Raw genomic sequence first — 16,617 nt, forward strand, 5'->3', positions numbered from 1 at the left:
GGGGCGGAGGGCGGGGCCGGGCGGCTCGCGGGGGGCTCCTCGGCCGGGCGTTCGTGCTCGCGCGCGTGGACGCGGCACGCCAGCGGCTGCCAGCGGTCGTCCAGGGACGGATGGCGGTCATGGACCGGGGTCCTGGGGCGGGCTGCAGTAGGCGCCGCCTCACGCCCCTCCCCCGCGGGCGGTAACCCGCCCGGTGCGGATATCCCTGGTGCGGGTAACCCCGGTGTGGGTAACCCCGATGCCGATAGTCCCGCCGCCTCCGTCGTCCATGACGCCCCGGCCGGGGTGAACCGGTTCCTCTCACCTCCCGGTCCGGACGCGCCGCCATGGGTCGGCGGGGTGGTCGGAGCGTTCATGGTTGCCTCGCCTCGAGCGTTTCCCGGCCGGGCCGCGCGCTTCCGCCGAAGAGGGCGGGAAGGTTTCCGCGATTCCCCGCGCTGCTGATGAGTCGCTGTTCCCGTGCTCGCAGCATGGCACCCCGGGTCCCCGATACCGGGTGTCTTCCGTGAACTCGAGGTAATGGGGCGCCGGTTGGGGCTAGGCTGTCCCAATCCGGCGTGGCGCGGGGCGACCGCGCCCGTCCTTCCGGCCGGCGTCCGACCGGCTTCCGGTCGGCGTCGGCTAGAGGCGGCCGCCGGCCAGCGCGTACGCCTCCCGGAGGTCACGGCCGTCGTACGCGTACGAGGCGATGTCCCGCACGTGGTGATCCGCGTTGACCGCGACCGAGACCGGCACCGCGGCGAAGAGCCGCGCGTCCGACATCGAGTCCCCGTAGGCCACGCAGTCGGCGCGGCCCAGCCCGTACCGCTCGCAGAGCTCGTCGGCTATCCGCACCTTCGCCGAGGCGTCGAGGATCCCCACCGGGTCCACCGGATCGCGGAACGGCACCGAGGGCCAGCGCGAGCCGTGGGCCGCGTCGGCGCCCCAGTCCAGCAGGCGTTCGACGAAAAAGCCCGGCGACAGAGAGATCACCGCGCAGCGCTCACCTCGGGCCCGGATGGCGGCCCACACCTCCTGGATGCCGGCCAGCCAGGGAGCCCCGTCGAAGGCGGCCGTGACCTGCGTCTCCGTCAGCTCGGCCCAGAGCTCCACGGCCAGTTGGGCGAACCGGGACGGCACCAGTTCCCCCGTGGCGAAGGCCCTCTCCAGCTCGCCGATCTCTTTCTCCAGGCCGAGCTGCCGGGATATCTCGACAGCCGCGGCGGAGCCGTGGATGAGCGTTCCGTCCAGGTCGAACAGGTGCAGTCTCGTCATGCCCACCGAGCCTAGGCGGCCTGACGGGGGAAACGCGCCCGGGGCCGGTCCCGGAGCCAGGGCCAGGGCAGGTCCGACGCGCTGGGCCCGGGCGCCGGGACCGTCCGGGGCGCCGGGAGCGGGCGACGTCAGCGGCCGGCCGCCACGCGCTCCGTCTCGGAGGCCACCGGCTTCGGCCCCGCAGCCACGATCCGCCCGCCCCGGCCCGTGCGTCGCTCCAGCGACGCGGAGAGCAGGGCGAGGAGCAGCGCGGTCGCGGCCATCCCGGAGCCGACCCAGTTGGGCGCGGTGTAGCCGAATCCGGCGGATATCACGAGCCCGCCGAGCCAGGCGGCCATGGCGTTGCCCAGGTTGAAGGCGCCGATGTTGACGGCGGAGGCGAGGGTGGGGGCGTCGGCGGTCTGGTCCAGGACCCGCTTCTGGAGCGGCGGCACGGTGGCGAAGCCGAAGGCGCCGATGAGCGGGATGACGACCGCGGTGGCGATCTTGCTGTGGGCGGTGAGGGGCAGCAGGGCGAGCAGGAGCGTGAGCCCGCCGAGGGCGGTGAAGAGCATGGGCATCAGCGCGCGGTCCGCGTACTTGCCGCCGATGAGGTTGCCCACCAGCATGCCGAGGCCGAAGAGGACGAGCAGCCAGGTGACGGACGAGGGCGCGTAGCCGGCGACGTCGGTGACCAGCGGGGCCAGGTAGGTGCTCAGGGTGAAGACGCCGCCGAAGCCGAGGACCGTCATCGCCATGGCGAGCAGCACCTGGGGGTTGCGGAAGGCGGCCGTCTCGCCGCTGAGCCTGGTCCGCTCGGGGCGCGGCTGCCGGGGAACGAGGGCCGCGATGCCCAGGACGGCGAGCACGCCCAGCCCGGCGATGATCAGGAAGGTGACCCGCCAGCCGGCGTGCTGGCCGACGAAGGTGCCCAGGGGCACGCCCACCACGGTCGAGGTGGTCAGCCCGGTGAACATCATCGCTATCGCGCCCGCCTTCTTCTGCGGGGCGACGAGCCCGGCGGCCACGATCGCGCCGATGCCGAAGAACGCGCCGTGCGCGAGCGAGGCGACGATGCGCCCGGCGAGCATCACCTCGAAGGCGGGCGCGGCGGCCGAGATCACGTTCCCCGCGACGAAGAGGCCCATCAGGGCCATCAGCATCGTCTTGCGCGCGACACGGCCGCCGACGACGGCCAGGACCGGGGCCCCGACGACGACGCCGAGGGCATATCCGGTGGTCAGGAGGCCGGCGGTCGGGATGGACACCCCGAAGTCCGCCGCGATGTCGGGGAGCAGTCCCGAGGTGACGAATTCGGTGGTGCCGATTCCGAAGGCGCCGATGGCGAGCGCCAGGAGGGCGAGGGGCATGGGGGGTCCTTCGTACGGGATCGAGGCAGGGGAGAACCTTCCGGCCAGGTGGTTGCGGCCGATTTCTACCGGCCTCCACAATAATTGCAGACGCATTTACTTGCAAGCGCGGGCTATTGCGTGAGGGAGATACGCTGGTCGTGACCGCACGGGCACGCGCGGACGGCACGCTCGGACGTCCCCGAAGGAGGGCTTCACCCATGTCCCGCACCCTGGATCCCGCCCTGGCCGGCCTGGCGCAGGGCTGGTGCGCCCTCTCGGCGCTGCACAGCCGGATCGAGGCGCACATAGAGCGCGCCCTCCAGGCCCACCACGAGCTGAGCGTGCGCGAGTTCTCCGTGCTCGACGTCCTCAACCGCCAGCACGATGGCGAGGGCGGCCACCTGCGGATGAACGAGGTGGCGGACGCCGTCGTCCTCAGCCAGTCCGCGACGACGCGCCTGGTCACCCGCCTCGAGGACCGCGGCCTGCTCACGCGCTACCTCTGCCTCACCGACCGGCGCGGCATCTACACCGACGTCACGGACGCCGGACGCGCCCTTCTCGAAGAGGCCCGCCCCACCAACGACACGGCCCTGCGCGAGGCGCTGGACGAGGCCGCGAACCGGACCGAGCTCGCCCCGCTGGTCGCCGCGGTGGAGTCCATCGCCCCCACCGCCTCGTAGCCGCCCGTCAGACGTCGCGGGAGCGGGCCCGCTCCCGGTGCGCCTTCTGCCTGCAGGCCGCGGCGCAGTACCGGGCGGGCCGGCCCGTACGAGCGGCGGCCACCGGCCCGCCGCACACGGCACACCGGGTTTCGTTACGCTCCGGGGCCGGATTCGGGGGGAGTTTCGTCACATGACGCCCCGGGCGGAGGCTGTCGCACGCCAGCGCGGTCATCCGGCCCGGCGCCGTCCCCGGGCCCCGCCGCTGCTCCATCGTCAGACACCCCATGAGCAGGGCCGTCACATCACCGACGGACACGTCCTTCCGTACCGCACCCGCCTGTTGGGCCCGTTCCAGCAGGACGGCGAGCGCCTCCCGGAAGTCCGCCTCGACCCCGGGAGAGGGCTCGAAACTGCCCTCCAGCGCGTCGCAGAGACCTTTGTTCCGCACGGACAGCCGCACGACGGCCGCCAGATAGCGATAGAACACCTGGCCGGGGTCATCCGCGTGCGCCAACTCCCGTGCCGTATCGGTGAAGAGCCGCACCCGGTCCACGACCGTGGCCCTGAACAGGGCGTCCTTGGAAGGGAAATGGCGGTAGACGGTACCCGCGCCCACCCCCGCCCGGCGCGCGATCTCCCCCAGCGGCACCGCCAACCCCGCTTCCTCGAAGGCCGATCGGGCCGCCTGGAGGACCAGCGCGCGGTTGCGGCGGGCGTCCGAGCGCAGCGGCTGGGAGGCCGGCGAAGCGGTCGTCGCGATCCTGCGCTGTGCCATGCGTCTGAGCTCCGGGATGCCTGGGAGGGAAACGGGACTGGGGTTCCGATTTTATCCGTGCGGCTGAGTGAGGACCCGCAGCGCCATACCAGGGCAAAAGCACATAAGAAAAGAGCCGCTGCCGACGCGTGAAGCGCAGGCAGCGGCTCGATGCGGCGACGCGGCCCGGTACGGCCACGCCGTACGGTCAGCCGTGGATCACCGCGTCCCAGGCCTTGCCCGCGGCCGCCAGGGCACCGTCCTCGTCCGTGACCGGAACGCCCAGGGCGCGCAGCCCCTCGGCGAGCGCCGCCAGCGAGCCGAGCACGACCTCCCGGTCCGCGTCGAGGCCGTAGTGGTTGACCCGGATCATCTCCGTCGCGAGCGTGCCCCCGGCCGCCTGGACGGGCACGGACGCGTCGGCCGCCAGGGCGGCCGCCACGACGTCGCGGGCGTCGACGCCGTCGGGGGCGCGCAGCGTGGTGGCGGCGGGCGCGGCGTCCTCGTCGCGGATGACGTAGGGCGCGAGCGCGCCCAGCACCCGTACGCCCGCGCGCGTGGCCGCGGAGGCGGCGCGGTGACGGGCGATCACGCTGTCCAGGCCGTCCGCGGCGATGCGGTCGGCGGCCTGCTCCAGCGCGAGCATCTCCAGCTGGGCCGGCGCGTGCGGGAGGGCGGCGCGGCCGCCGTCGATCCAGCGCTCCTTCCAGTCCAGCAGGGAGAGGTAGGAGCGGCGCGGCGCCTGCTCGTTGGCGGCGATGCGCTCCCAGGCACGGGCGCTCACGGAGACGACGGAGACCCCGGCCGGGCCCGCCATGGCCTTCTGGCCGCCGATGACGCACAGGTCAACGCCCCACTCGTCGGTGAGCAGCGGCTCGGCGGCGACGGAGGCGACGGCGTCCAGCATCAGCAGGGCGCCGTGCTCACGGACGACCTCGGCGATCTCGGCGACGGGGTTGGTGTTGCCGGTCGCCGCCTCGGCGTGCACCAGGCTGACGAAGTCGATCCCGGGGCGCGCGCGCAGCGCCTCGGCCACCTGCTCGGCGGTGACCGCCCCGCTGAACGGCGCGCTCACGGTCACCACTTCGGCGCCGCAGGAGCGCAGCCAGCCGCCGAACGTCTCGCCGTACGGGCCGGTGATGATGTTCAGCGCGGTGCTGCCGGGACGCACGGCCGAGCGGATGCACGCCTCCAGGGGGAGCAGTGCCTCGCCCTGCATGGCGACGACGGTCTCGCGCGTGCGCATCAGCGCCGCGACCTTGTCCTCGATCCGAGCGAAGTGGCCCGCGCCGAGAGGCGCGAAGTCGAGCAGGTCCGGTGCGGTGTTCGCGGTCACGGTGCCTTCCAGGGGATGTCGCGCCGCGTCGCGGCGCCCGCCAATCTCCCGTCGACTCTACGTCTCGACTCCATGTCCGCACCCCCAGCCATGCCGACAATCCGACTATCCCCAGCCCCCTGCGTCAACGCCGCCCGGCACCGCGTCCCCGGGCTCGTAGGGCTCACGGGTGAAGACGAAGGTGCCGAGGTCGAGATGGCCCACCGTGCCGTCCTCGCGGCGCACGGCCCGCAGGGTCTCGCCCGCGTAGTAGCCGTCGAGCCCTGTCCAGGTGCCGTCCTCCTCGGCGCGGAAGCGCGCGGCGCGCCCGCCGTTCCCCACCGGGCCGAGCCGCAGCCCCCGGTCGGCGGCCAGGCGCAGGACGAACGGGGTGGCGCCCCAGTACCAGGGCCCGGTCAGCTCCAGCAGGGCCGGGTCCGCGCCGTCGAGCGGGCGCCAGGGCTCCGGGATCCGGGGCTCGTGCTCGACGACCGTGCGCACGAGGTCCGTCACGAGGGGGACCACGCCGAAGAACGAGGTGAGGTTGCTCAGTGCCACGGCCGCGACGCCCTCCTCGGGGTCGGCCCACAGCGACGCCACGAAGCCCGGCATCGAGCCCGTGTGCCCGTACAGGACCCGGCCGTCATGGCGCGTCAGCTGGAGGCCCAGGCCGTAGCCGCCCATCCAGTCCGGCCCCTGGGGCTCGGTCCGCGGCGTCCGCATCTCCGCCACCGTGCTCGCCCTGAGCACCCGGTCGTCGCCGTTCAGCAGGAGCTCCGCGAAGCGGCACAGGTCGGCGGCCGTGGACCAGAGCTGCCCGGCCGGCGCCATGCGGCCGGTGTCCACCGCGGGTTCGGGGAGCAGCACGTCCGCCCAGGGGTGCACGGCCCGGCCCTCGGCGTACGGCGCCTCGGGCCCGAGGGTCGTACGGAGCATGCCCAGCGGCACCAGCACCTCCCGGCGCAGCACCTCGTACCAGTGCTCACCGCGCAGCCGCTCCACCAGCGCGCCGAGCAGCGCGTATCCGGGGTTGGAGTAGTGGTGGAGGCGCCCTGCGGGGTGGCGCTGGGGGCGCTCGCCGAAGATGTCCACGAGCTCGGGGCGCAGAGCGCCGTCCGTACGCTCCCACCAGGGGCCACGCGCCTCCGCCGCCAGTCCGGAGGTGTGCGACAGCAGTTGGGCGATGGTCGCCCCGCCGCCCTCGGGTGTGTCCAGGTACGTCCCGAGCGGCTCGTCGAGGCCGATCAGCCCCTCGTCGCGCAGCCGCATGACGAGAACGGCGACGAGGGACTTGGTGATCGAGCCGATCCGGTACTGCATGCCGGCACCGGGGGTCTCCCCGGCCACGTCGCCCCGCCCGGCGGACCACACCATGCGCCCGTTCCGCGTCACCGCGCCCACCAGCGAGGGCGCGCGGCCCTCGGCCTGGCCGGTGGCGACACGGTGCAGCAGCGCGCGCCGGGTCGTCGGAAGGAGCTCGTCGAGGAGTGCGGCGTCCGGGAGCTCTTCCTTGGGCACTTCGCGCGAGACAGTCATGTCCCGCACCCTAGCCAGGTGTTCTCCCCGGACGCCCGAGGGGCTTCCGCCGCTAGGTCTGCGCCATGTCGACGAAGCGGGAGTAGTGGCCCTGGAAGGCCACGGTGATCGTGGCGGTGGGGCCGTTACGGTGCTTGCCGACGATGATGTCCGCCTCGCCCGCGCGGGGCGACTCCTTCTCGTAGGCGTCCTCGCGGTGAAGCAGGATGACCATGTCGGCGTCCTGCTCGATGGAACCGGACTCTCGCAGGTCGGACACCATCGGCTTCTTGTCCGTACGCTGCTCGGGGCCACGGTTCAGCTGGGAGAGCGCGATGACCGGGAGCTCCAGCTCCTTGGCGAGCAGCTTGAGGTTACGGGACATGTCCGAGACCTCCTGCTGCCGGCTCTCGGCGCGCTTGGCGCCACCGGCCTGCATCAGCTGGAGATAGTCGATGATCACGAGCTTGATGCCGCTGCGCTGCTTCAGCCGGCGGCACTTGGCGCGGATCTCCATCATCGACAGGTTCGGCGAGTCGTCGATGAAGAGCGGGGCGGCGGAGACGTCGGGCATCCGGCGGGCGAGCCGGGTCCAGTCGTCGTCCGTCATCGAGCCGGAGCGCATGTGGTGGAGGGCGACGCGGGCCTCGGCGGACAGCAGACGCATCGCGATCTCGTTGCGCCCCATTTCGAGCGAGAAGATCACGCTCGGCATGTTGTGCTTGATCGAACAGGCGCGGGCGAAGTCCAGCGCGAGGGTCGACTTGCCCATGGCGGGACGGGCCGCGATGACGATCATCTGGCCGGGGTGGAGGCCGTTCGTCAGGGCGTCGAGATCGGTGAAGCCCGTGGGGACACCGGTCATCTCACCGCTGCGGGAGCCGATCGCCTCGATCTCGTCGAGCGCGCCCTCCATGATGTCGCCGAGCGGGAGGTAGTCCTCGCTGGTGCGCTGCTCGGTGACGGCGTAGACCTCGGCCTGGGCCTTGTTGACGATGTCGTCGACGTCGCCGTCGGCCGCGTACCCCATCTGCGTGATGCGCGTGCCGGCCTCGACCAGGCGGCGCAGGACCGCGCGCTCGTGGACGATCTCGGCGTAGTACTCGGCGTTGGCCGCGGTCGGCACCGACTGCACCAGGGTGTGCAGATACGCCGCGCCACCGACCTTGGTGAGCTCACCGCGCTTGGTGAGCTCGGCGGCGACGGTGATGGGGTCGGCGGGCTCGCCCTTGGCGTACAGGTCGAGGATGGCCTGGTAGACCGTCTCGTGGGCCGGGCGGTAGAAGTCATGGCCCTTGAGGACCTCGACCACGTCGGCGATGGCGTCCTTCGACAGCAGCATGCCGCCGAGGACGGACTGCTCCGCGTCCAGATCCTGCGGGGGCACGCGCTCGAAGCCGCTGCTCCGCTCCCAGGAGCCCTCGTCGCCCCGGTCGTGCTGCTCGCCACGACCCTTGCCGTCACCGCGCCGGGAGCGGGGGAAGGGGAGCCGGTCACCGGGGCCGCTGTCGCCCCACGGGCCGTCGTCCATGGGCTCGGGAATGCTCACCCGGGCCACCTCCTCCCGTCCGCCGAGCGGACCTCGCCGTGCCACTCCTTCTTACGGCACGGCTCTGACAAATAGGACGCCCGACTCCGGTTCTGGCGCGTCGAGTTCGCGGCGGGTTCGTGTCGGACCCGTGAGGTTCGCGAAGCGATGACGGAGCGGAAGACGGACGGCAGGCGCCGGTCCACGGTAGGGCCGCGGGCACCGTCAGCCAATCTGGTTATCCACAGGGCATGTGGATGAGCGGCCTCAGTCTGTGGAGAAGTCCCCGTAACCTGTGCACGGGCCGGGGGAAAGCACTGTGGACAAACACACAATCGCCTCCACCGCACCGCTCTGACCTGCGACTTTGTCATCCACCGGCTGTTGAGGAGAAAAACTTTCCCGGTTGGCCCGAGATCACGACAAACGGCGCAGAGAAGATCGCGCACCACCCCGCCCGGTAAGGGTCCTAAGCTGTATGCACTGATTACCTGTGGAAGATGGGAGGGACTCCGTGCCCCAGGCCCCCGCGCCCGTCCGGCCAGACGTCCGCCGGCACGACCGCGAGATCATAGCCCTGGCCGTCCCGGCCTTCGGCGCCCTCGTCGCGGAGCCCCTCTTCCTGATGGCCGACAGCGCCATCGTGGGCCATCTCGGCACCTCCCAGCTCGCGGGCCTCGGCATCGCCGCCGCGCTGCTCACCACGGCCGTCAGCGTCTTCGTCTTCCTCGCCTACGCCACCACCGCCGCCGTGGCCCGCCGGGTCGGCGCCGGCGACCTCCCGGCCGCCATCCGGCAGGGCATGGACGGCATCTGGCTGGCGCTGATACTCGGGGCGGTGGTCACCGCCGCCGTGCTGGCCACCGCCCCACTCCTCACCCAGGCCTTCGGCGCCTCCGCCACGGCCGCCCCGTACGCCACCACCTATCTGCGGATCAGCGCGCTGGGCATCCCGGCGATGCTCACCGTCCTCGCCGCCACCGGAGTGCTGCGCGGCCTCCAGGACACCAGGACGCCGCTGTACGTCGCCATCGGCGGATTCATCGCCAACGCCGCACTCAACGTGGCGCTCGTCTACGGCGCGGGCCTGGGGATCGCCGGATCCGCCTGGGGGACGGTGCTCGCCCAGTGCGCCATGGCCGCCGTCTACCTCACCGTCGTCGTCCGGGGAGCCCGGCGGCACGGCGCCTCGCTCCGGCCCGACGCCGCGGGGATAAGGGCCTGCGCCCGGGCCGGTGCGCCCCTGCTGGTGCGCACCCTCTCGCTGCGCGCCATCCTCATGATCGCCACGGCGGTGGCGGCACGGCTCGGCGACACCGACATCGCCGCGCACCAGGTCGTGCTCTCCCTGTGGAACCTCCTGGCTTTCGCGCTGGACGCCATAGCCATAGCCGGGCAGGCGATCATAGGCCGCCATCTGGGCGCCGGGGACACCGCCGGGGCACGGGCCGCCTGCCGCCGCATGGTGCAGTGGGGCATCGCCTCCGGTGTGGTGCTGGGGGTCCTGGTGGTGGCGGGCCGGCCAGCGTTCATCCCGCTGTTCACCTCGGACCCGGCCGTACGGGACGCCCTGCTGCCCGCCCTGCTGGTGGTCGCCGTGGGGCAGCCCGTCGCCGGGGTGGTCTTCGTCCTGGACGGGGTGCTGATGGGCGCCGGGGACGGGTCCTACCTGGCCCGGGCGATGCTGGTGGTCCTTGCCGTCTTCGCACCGGCGGCCCTGCTGGTCCCCGGCCTCGGGGGCGGCCTGACGGCGCTGTGGTGGGCCATGACGCTGATGATGGCAGCCCGGCTGGTGACCCTGTGGCTCCGGGCGCGCTCGGGCCGCTGGATCGTCACCGGGGCCGTACGGGGCTGACGGCCCCGGCCCCCGCCGCCCGGCACCCCCGCCCGGAAGCAGGTCCGCGCAAGCCGGTGCGGGCAGGTTCAAGCCGGTGCGGGCCGGTGCGGGCCCGCCGGGTCCATTCAGGTGAAACCGTTCCGCTGAACGGCGGAAGGGCCGCACCCCTTGCGGGATGCGGCCCTTCGACAGCTGCCTGGTGCGAACGTCAGGCGGCGATGACCTCGATGCCGAGCTTGGCAACGACGTCGGCGTGCAGACGCACGGACACCTGGTGGGCGCCCAGGGTCTTGATGGGCGAGCCCAGCTCGACGCGGCGCTTGTCGACCTCGGGACCACCGGAAGCCTTGATCGCGGAAGCGACGTCGGCCTGGGTCACGGAACCGAACAGGCGGCCGGCCTCGCCGGCGCGGACGGCAAGGCGGACCTTGACGCCCTCGAGCTGACCCTTGACCTCGTTGGCCTGCTCGATCGTGGCGATCGCGCGGATCTTGCGAGCGCGACGGATCTGCTCGACGTCCTTCTCGCCACCCTTGGTCCAGCGGATCGCGAAACCGCGCGGGACCAGGTAGTTGCGGGCGTAGCCGTCCTTGACGTCAACGACGTCGCCGGCGATGCCGAGGCCGGAGACCTCGTGGGTGAGGATGATCTTCATTAGTTGGTCACCCTTCCCTTATCGCGCGGACGAGGTGTAGGGCAGCAGCGCCATCTCACGGCTGTTCTTCACGGCCGTGGCGACGTCACGCTGGTGCTGAGTGCAGTTGCCGGTCACGCGACGGGCACGGATCTTGCCGCGGTCGGAAATGAACTTCCGCAGCATGTTCGTGTCCTTGTAGTCCACGTAAGCGGTCTTGTCCTTGCAGAACGCGCAGACCTTCTTCTTGGGCTTGCGCGGGGGCGGCTTCGCCATTGTCTCTCTCCTGTGAATCAAGAAGTTTTGTGCTGTCGCCCTCGGGCCACAGGGGCCCGGGTCCCCGGGGGGACCTAGAAGGGCGGCTCGTCCGAGTAGCCGCCGCCGGAGTTGCCGGAGCCGCCGCCCCAGCCACCTCCGCCGCCGCCCTGCTGGCCGCCGGACGGAGCGCTGGTCGCCCAGGGGTCGTCGGCGGCGGGAGACCCGCCGCCCTGCTGGCCGCCGCCGGGGCCGGAGCCCCAGCCGCCGCCACCCTGGCCACCACCGCTGCCGCCGCCAAAGCCACCCTGGCCACCGCGACCCGTGGTCTTGGTGACCTTCGCCGTGGCGTTCTTCAGGCTGGGCCCGACCTCTTCGACGTCGAGCTCGAAGACCGTGCGCTTGACGCCCTCGCGGTCCTCGTAGGACCGCTGCTTCAGACGGCCCTGCACGACGACGCGCATGCCTCGCTGAAGCGACTCGGCGACGTTCTCCGCCGCCTGACGCCACACCGAGCACGTGAGGAAGAGGCTTTCGCCGTCCTTCCACTCGTTGGTCTGGCGGTCGAAGGTGCGGGGAGTGGACGCGACACGGAACTTCGCGACCGCCGCACCGGACGGGGTGAAGCGCAGCTCGGGGTCGTCGACGAGATTGCCGACGACCGTGATGACGGTCTCGCCTGCCATGGATGAACCTCTCGGCGGGTGTGCTGCTGGCTGCTTGTTGCTACTCGTTGAGTTGCAGCCCGATTACCTCTGAACCGTCAGGTTCAGTGGGTCTCGGGACGGAGGACCTTGGTCCGGAGGACCGACTCGTTCAGGTTCATCTGGCGGTCAAGCTCCTTGACGACCGCAGGCGTGGCCTGCAGATCGATGACCGAGTAGATGCCCTCGGGCTTCTTCTTGATCTCGTAAGAGAGACGACGACGGCCCCAGGTGTCGACCTTCTCGACCTTTCCGTTGCCCTCACGGACGACGGAGAGGAAGTTCTCGATCAGCGGGGAGACAGCGCGCTCCTCGAGATCGGGGTCGAGGATGACCATCACCTCGTAGTGACGCATGTGGAACCCACCTCCTTTGGACTCAGCGGCCACGGTCGATCCGTGGCAGGAGGGTCGTGATGCGTGAACAACGGTATCGGCGGACACTGACAATCAGCGGAAAGTCCCTGGGTTGCCCCTGGGACCGAAGCTGGGTCCGGGCAGACACCGGTGCAGACCGTACAGAGTACCCGCACTTCGGCGTGCGGTTGAAATCGGGCGGCCCGGCCCCCCAGTCTGGAACGGACGGGTGTGACCGGCGCCATAGCGCGTCGCCCGCTTTCAGGAGGTGCCTCCATGACACAGGCAGCACGACAGCCCCGCGGGCTCCGCTCGCTGCTCAGCGGAGTGCTGAACAGCGACGGAAAGCCCCATCCCGTCGAGAACACCCTCGTCGCCGTGACGGTCGTGCTCGGTGCGCTCGCCTTCATCTCCTCGGCGTTCAGCAACCTCCACCTGCTCTCGTCCTGGAGCGGGCTCGTGGGCATCCTCACGGGGGCCTGGGGACAGTTCATCTCGGCCACCACCGGCGAGCGCTTTCTGCTGATCATCGGGCTCGGCGCCTCGGCCATCGGCTTCTTCCTGGGCATGGCGCACGGCGGACTCTTCGGCGGTGTGATCGGATAGCGGACCGTACGCCCAATCGGGGCGCTCCCCTGTCGCAGTAGGCTTCGGCGCGAGAGCCGGAGCCCCGACCATGGGGACACACCTGCCGAGGAGCGCCCCGCATGAGCCTGACCCTGAGGACAATCAGCCGAGAGCAGCATCTGGCATACATCCAGAGCCTGCCCGCGGCCAGTCACATGCAGGTGCCGGGGTGGGCCGATGTGAAGGGCGAGTGGCGCTCCGAGAACCTGGGCTGGTTCGACAAGACCGGCCAGATGGTCGGCGCCGGCCTGGTCCTCTACCGGCAGCTCCCCAAGATCAAGCGCTACCTGGCCTACCTGCCCGAGGGCCCGGTCATCAACTGGTACGCCCCGAACCTGCGCGACTGGCTGGAGCCCATGCTGGCCCACCTCAAGCAGCAGGGCGCCTTCTCCGTGAAGATGGGCCCGCCGGTGGTGATCCGCCGCTGGGACGCCGACGCGATCAAGAAGGGCATCGCCGACCCCGACGCCAAGCGCCTGCGCGACGTCGAGGCCACCTTCATCGAGCCGCGCGCCTTCGAGGTGGCCGACCAGCTGCGCCGGATGGGCTGGCAGCAGGGCGAGGAGGAGGGCGCCGGCTTCGGTGACGTCCAGCCTCGCTACGTCTTCCAGGTGCCGCTGGAGGGCCGCTCGCTGGAGGACGTCCACAAGGGCTTCAACCAGCTGTGGCGACGCAACATCAAGAAGGCCGAGAAGGCCGGCGTCGAGGTCGTCCAGGGCGGCTACGAGGACCTGCCGACCTGGCAGCACCTGTACGAGATCACGGCGGAGCGCGACAAGTTCCGCCCGCGCCCGCTGAGCTACTTCCAGCGCATGTGGACGGCCCTCAACAGCGAGGACCCCAACCGCATGCGGCTGTACTTCGCCGTGCACGAGGGCGAGGCCGTCGCCGCCGCGACGATGCTGATCGTCGGCGGGCACGTCTGGTACTCCTACGGCGCCTCGGCCAACCACAAGCGCGAGGTCCGTCCGTCGAACGCGATGCAGTGGCGGATGCTGCGCGACGCCTACGCCCTGGGCGCCAGCGTCTACGACCTGCGGGGCATCGGCGACTCGCTGGAGGAGACCGACCACCTCTTCGGCCTGATCCAGTTCAAGGTCGGCACGGGCGGTCAGGCGGCCGAGTACCTCGGCGAGTGGGACTTCCCGCTCAACAAGCTGCTCCACAAGGCTCTCGACATGTACATGTCGCGGCGTTGATCCAGTAGCTCCATCCACACTCAGGGAAAGGTTCCGGGACCGGCCATGGCGCTCACGCTCTATGTCGACACCGCGCGCTGGCGGGCACACCAGCAGTCCGTCATCCAGCAGTTTCCGGGGATCATCCCCGTCTGCAAGGGCAACGGCTACGGCTTCAGCAATGAGCGCCTGGCCGAGGAGGTCACGCGCATGGGCGCGGACACCCTCGCCGTCGGCACCACCTACGAAGCGGCCCGGATCAAGGACTTCTTCAGCGGCGATCTGCTGGTGCTGACGCCCTTCCGGCTCGGCGAGGAGCCGGTGCCGCTGCCGGACCGGGTCATCCGGTCCGTCTCCTCGGTCGAGGGCGTGCGCGGGCTGGTGGGCGCCCGCGTGGTCATCGAGGTCATGAGCAGCATGAAGCGGCACGGCATCAGCGAGGAGGACCTCCCCAAGCTGCACGCCGCCATCGAGGACGTGCGCCTGGAGGGCTTCGCGATACACCTCCCGCTCGACCACGCGGACGGCAGCGGCGGGGTCGACGAGGTCACCGGCTGGATGGAGCGGCTGCGCAACGCCCATCTGCCGCTGCACACGATGTTCGTCAGCCACCTCAAGGCGGAGGAGCTCCGTGAGCTCCAGCAGCGGTTCCCCCAGACCCGCTTCCGGGCCCGGATCGGCACCCGGCTGTGGCTGGGCGACCACGACGCCACCCAGTACCGGGGCGCCGTCCTGGACGTCACCCCCGTCGCCAAGGGCGACCGCTTCGGCTACCGGCAGCAGAAGGCCCCCGGTGACGGCTACCTGGTCGTGGTGGCCGGCGGCACCTCGCACGGCGTCGGGCTGGAGGCGCCGAAGGCGCTGCACGGCATGATGCCGCGCGCCAAGGGCGTGGCCCGGGCGGGCCTGGCCACCATGAACCGCAATCTGTCGCCCTTCGTCTGGGCCGGCAAGCAGCGGTGGTTCGCGGAGCCCCCGCACATGCAGGTCTCCATCCTGTTCGTGCCGAACGACGCCCCCGCTCCGCAGGTCGGGGACGAGCTGGTGGCCCATCTGCGGCACACCACCACGCAGTTCGACCGCGTCGTCGATCACTGATTCCACCCCCCGTGTGATGTGGCCGGGAGCCGTGACTCAGGCGTCGTGGCTCCCGGCGCCCCATTCGACGCGTGCGCCTTCGTAGGGCTCGGCGTGCCGCTCCCGGCGCGCGGAGCCGAGGACGAATATGTCCGGGGCCCCGTCCAGGACGCCTCCGGAGGGGTCGTCCGAACCGTCGCGGCGCACCACGTCCCGCTCGGGCTTGAGGATGTCCCGCACGACCAGCGCGCAGAGGTAGAGCGTGCCCAGCAGGTGGACGACGATCGCCAGCTGGTAGACCTCCGTCGGCAGCCCCTGGTGCTTGTCGCCGCTGCCGGTGTAGGCCAGGTAGAGCCAGATGGCCAGGTAGTACAGGACCTCACAGGCCTGCCAGACCAGGAAGTCGCGCCACTTGGGCCGGCCCAGCGCGGCGAGCGGCACCAGCCACAGCACGTACTGCGGTGAATAGACCTTGTTGACGAGGACGAACAGCGCCACCATCAGGAAGGCCAGCTGAGCGAAGCGCGGGCGCCTGGGGGCGCTCAGCGCGAGGGCGCCCAGGCCGAGGCAGCCGAGGATCATCAGCAGTATCGCGTAGACGTTGACGTCGTCCAGCGGATCGCCGGTGCGCTCGGAGACGAAGAGCCAGAGGGAACCGAAGTCGACCGGCCGTTCCTTGCTGAAGCTGTAGAACTTCGACCATCCCTCGCGGATGTGGAAGCCCGTGGCGTCATGGGTGAACATGACCGGAAGGTTCACCGCCAGCCAGGCGGCGACCGCGCCGCCCGCGGTGGTGAGGAAGGCCCGCAGCCGCCCGGCACGCCAGCACAGGACGAGCAGCGGCCCCAGCAGCAGCACGGGATAGAGCTTCGCCGCGGCTGCCAGGCCGATCAGCGCGCCTGGCAGCACCGTGCGCCCACGGGACCACATCAGCATCGCGGCGGCCGTCAGGGCGACCGCGAAGAGGTCCCAGTTGACGGTGGCCGTGAGCGCGAAGGCCGGGGCGAGGGCCACGAGCAGCGCGTCCCAGGGGCGGCGCCGGTGGGTGCGGGCCACGCACACCACGATGACGGCCGTGCAGGCCAGGAGCATGCCGGCGTTCACGAACCAGTACAGCTGCTCGCGGTGCTGGAGGCTTCCGCCGCCCGGCGTGAGCAGCGCCGCGACCTCCATGAACAGCCCGGTCAGGACCGGGTACTCCAGATAGTCCATGCCGCCGCCGACGGACTGGGGAATCCGGTCGAAGTACGGGAGGAGGCCCTGGTCGAAGCCCCGGCCGCTGTAGAGGTGCGGGATGTCGGAATAACAGGCGTGGGTGTACTGGGTGGTGGCGCCGAAGAACCAGCCGTGGTCGTAGCACGGCAGCTTCTGCACCATGCCGAGCGCGAACATCCCGATCGCCACGAGCGCGATCACCCGCACGGGCGTCCACCAGTGCGCACCGATCAGCGCACGCCGCCCCACCGGCCCGCCAATGAGCTCACTGCCGGCCGCGGCCACCTCGTCCTCGACGGTGGGCCGCACAAGCTGATCGTCCCGCGCGCTCCTCATGCCCTCATCCTGCCGTACCCGCGGTCGCGCCCGCGG

General features: G+C 71.3%; 16 protein-coding genes. 5 read left to right on the forward strand and 11 right to left on the reverse strand.

The genetic code is table 11. The features are described from left to right. Nucleotides 1-621: 621 nt before the first annotated feature. Together K6I33_RS07975 and K6I33_RS07980 are read right to left on the reverse strand one after the other, a co-directional pair. The gene (locus K6I33_RS07975; RefSeq protein ID WP_229349259.1) at nt 622-1,254 is read right to left on the reverse strand and encodes an HAD family phosphatase; all 633 of its coding nucleotides are present in this window, start codon (nt 1,252-1,254) and stop codon (nt 622-624) included. A gap of 128 nt (nt 1,255-1,382) precedes the next feature. Then, nucleotides 1,383-2,603, reverse strand: coding sequence for an MFS transporter (locus K6I33_RS07980; protein ID WP_229349262.1), 1,221 nt, complete (start codon nt 2,601-2,603; stop codon nt 1,383-1,385). Between the two features lie 200 nt (nt 2,604-2,803). Between K6I33_RS07980 and K6I33_RS07985 the strand changes: the two genes are divergently transcribed. Further along, entirely contained in the window at nt 2,804-3,268 is a 465-nt protein-coding gene (locus K6I33_RS07985; protein ID WP_229349264.1) for a MarR family winged helix-turn-helix transcriptional regulator, read from the forward strand. A gap of 7 nt (nt 3,269-3,275) precedes the next feature. On the opposite strand, the gene K6I33_RS07990 is transcribed toward K6I33_RS07985, so the two are convergent. The 4 genes from K6I33_RS07990 to dnaB form a co-directional block, all read right to left on the reverse strand. Continuing rightward, nucleotides 3,276-4,025 carry a TetR/AcrR family transcriptional regulator gene (locus K6I33_RS07990; protein WP_229349266.1) on the reverse strand — a complete coding sequence of 250 codons (750 nt, stop codon included), beginning with the start codon at nt 4,023-4,025 and terminating at the stop codon, nt 3,276-3,278. Between the two features lie 187 nt (nt 4,026-4,212). Beyond that, nucleotides 4,213-5,340, reverse strand: coding sequence for an aminotransferase class V-fold PLP-dependent enzyme (locus tag K6I33_RS07995; protein ID WP_229349268.1), 1,128 nt, complete (start codon nt 5,338-5,340; stop codon nt 4,213-4,215). A 105-nt stretch (nt 5,341-5,445) separates the two neighbouring features. Then, entirely contained in the window at nt 5,446-6,855 is a 1,410-nt protein-coding gene (locus K6I33_RS08000) for a serine hydrolase (RefSeq protein ID WP_229349270.1), read from the reverse strand. A 52-nt stretch (nt 6,856-6,907) separates the two neighbouring features. Further along, nucleotides 6,908-8,365 (reverse strand): replicative DNA helicase, encoded by a 1,458-nt coding sequence (gene dnaB, locus K6I33_RS08005; RefSeq protein WP_229349298.1) that lies wholly within the window; start codon nt 8,363-8,365, stop codon nt 6,908-6,910. Between the two features lie 511 nt (nt 8,366-8,876). Between dnaB and K6I33_RS08010 the strand changes: the two genes are divergently transcribed. Next, entirely contained in the window at nt 8,877-10,217 is a 1,341-nt protein-coding gene (locus K6I33_RS08010) for an MATE family efflux transporter (protein ID WP_229349272.1), read from the forward strand. A 190-nt stretch (nt 10,218-10,407) separates the two neighbouring features. Here the strand turns inward: K6I33_RS08010 and rplI are convergent, their stop codons facing one another. From rplI to rpsF, 4 genes are all read right to left on the reverse strand, one after another. Then, nucleotides 10,408-10,854 carry a 50S ribosomal protein L9 gene (gene rplI / locus K6I33_RS08015; RefSeq protein ID WP_229349274.1) on the reverse strand — a complete coding sequence of 149 codons (447 nt, stop codon included), beginning with the start codon at nt 10,852-10,854 and terminating at the stop codon, nt 10,408-10,410. Between the two features lie 18 nt (nt 10,855-10,872). After that, nucleotides 10,873-11,109 (reverse strand): 30S ribosomal protein S18, encoded by a 237-nt coding sequence (gene rpsR / locus K6I33_RS08020; RefSeq protein WP_004950692.1) that lies wholly within the window; start codon nt 11,107-11,109, stop codon nt 10,873-10,875. Between the two features lie 74 nt (nt 11,110-11,183). Beyond that, entirely contained in the window at nt 11,184-11,774 is a 591-nt protein-coding gene (locus tag K6I33_RS08025) for a single-stranded DNA-binding protein (RefSeq protein WP_229349275.1), read from the reverse strand. An 83-nt stretch (nt 11,775-11,857) separates the two neighbouring features. Beyond that, nucleotides 11,858-12,148: a 30S ribosomal protein S6 gene (gene rpsF, locus K6I33_RS08030; RefSeq protein WP_058045341.1), complete on the reverse strand. Its 291-nt coding sequence runs from the start codon at nt 12,146-12,148 to the stop codon at nt 11,858-11,860. Between the two features lie 276 nt (nt 12,149-12,424). Between rpsF and K6I33_RS08035 the strand changes: the two genes are divergently transcribed. From K6I33_RS08035 to K6I33_RS08045, 3 genes are all read left to right on the forward strand, one after another. Further along, a complete protein-coding gene (locus K6I33_RS08035; RefSeq protein WP_229349277.1) occupies nt 12,425-12,754 on the forward strand; it encodes a hypothetical protein in 330 nt (109 codons plus the stop codon). Between the two features lie 101 nt (nt 12,755-12,855). Further along, nucleotides 12,856-13,974 (forward strand): peptidoglycan bridge formation glycyltransferase FemA/FemB family protein, encoded by a 1,119-nt coding sequence (locus K6I33_RS08040; protein ID WP_229349279.1) that lies wholly within the window; start codon nt 12,856-12,858, stop codon nt 13,972-13,974. Nucleotides 13,975-14,019: 45 nt separating this feature from the next. Continuing rightward, complete coding sequence (locus K6I33_RS08045) at nt 14,020-15,051, forward strand: alanine racemase (protein WP_229349281.1); 1,032 nt, start codon at nt 14,020-14,022, stop codon at nt 15,049-15,051. A gap of 36 nt (nt 15,052-15,087) precedes the next feature. On the opposite strand, the gene K6I33_RS08050 is transcribed toward K6I33_RS08045, so the two are convergent. Beyond that, on the reverse strand, nt 15,088-16,581 hold the full coding sequence (locus K6I33_RS08050) for a glycosyltransferase family 87 protein (RefSeq protein ID WP_229349283.1): 1,494 nt from the start codon (nt 16,579-16,581) through the stop codon (nt 15,088-15,090). Nucleotides 16,582-16,617 lie beyond the last annotated feature (36 nt).

Source organism: Streptomyces sp. UNOB3_S3 (assembly GCF_020740895.1).
Classification (GTDB): Bacteria; Actinomycetota; Actinomycetes; order Streptomycetales; family Streptomycetaceae; genus Streptomyces.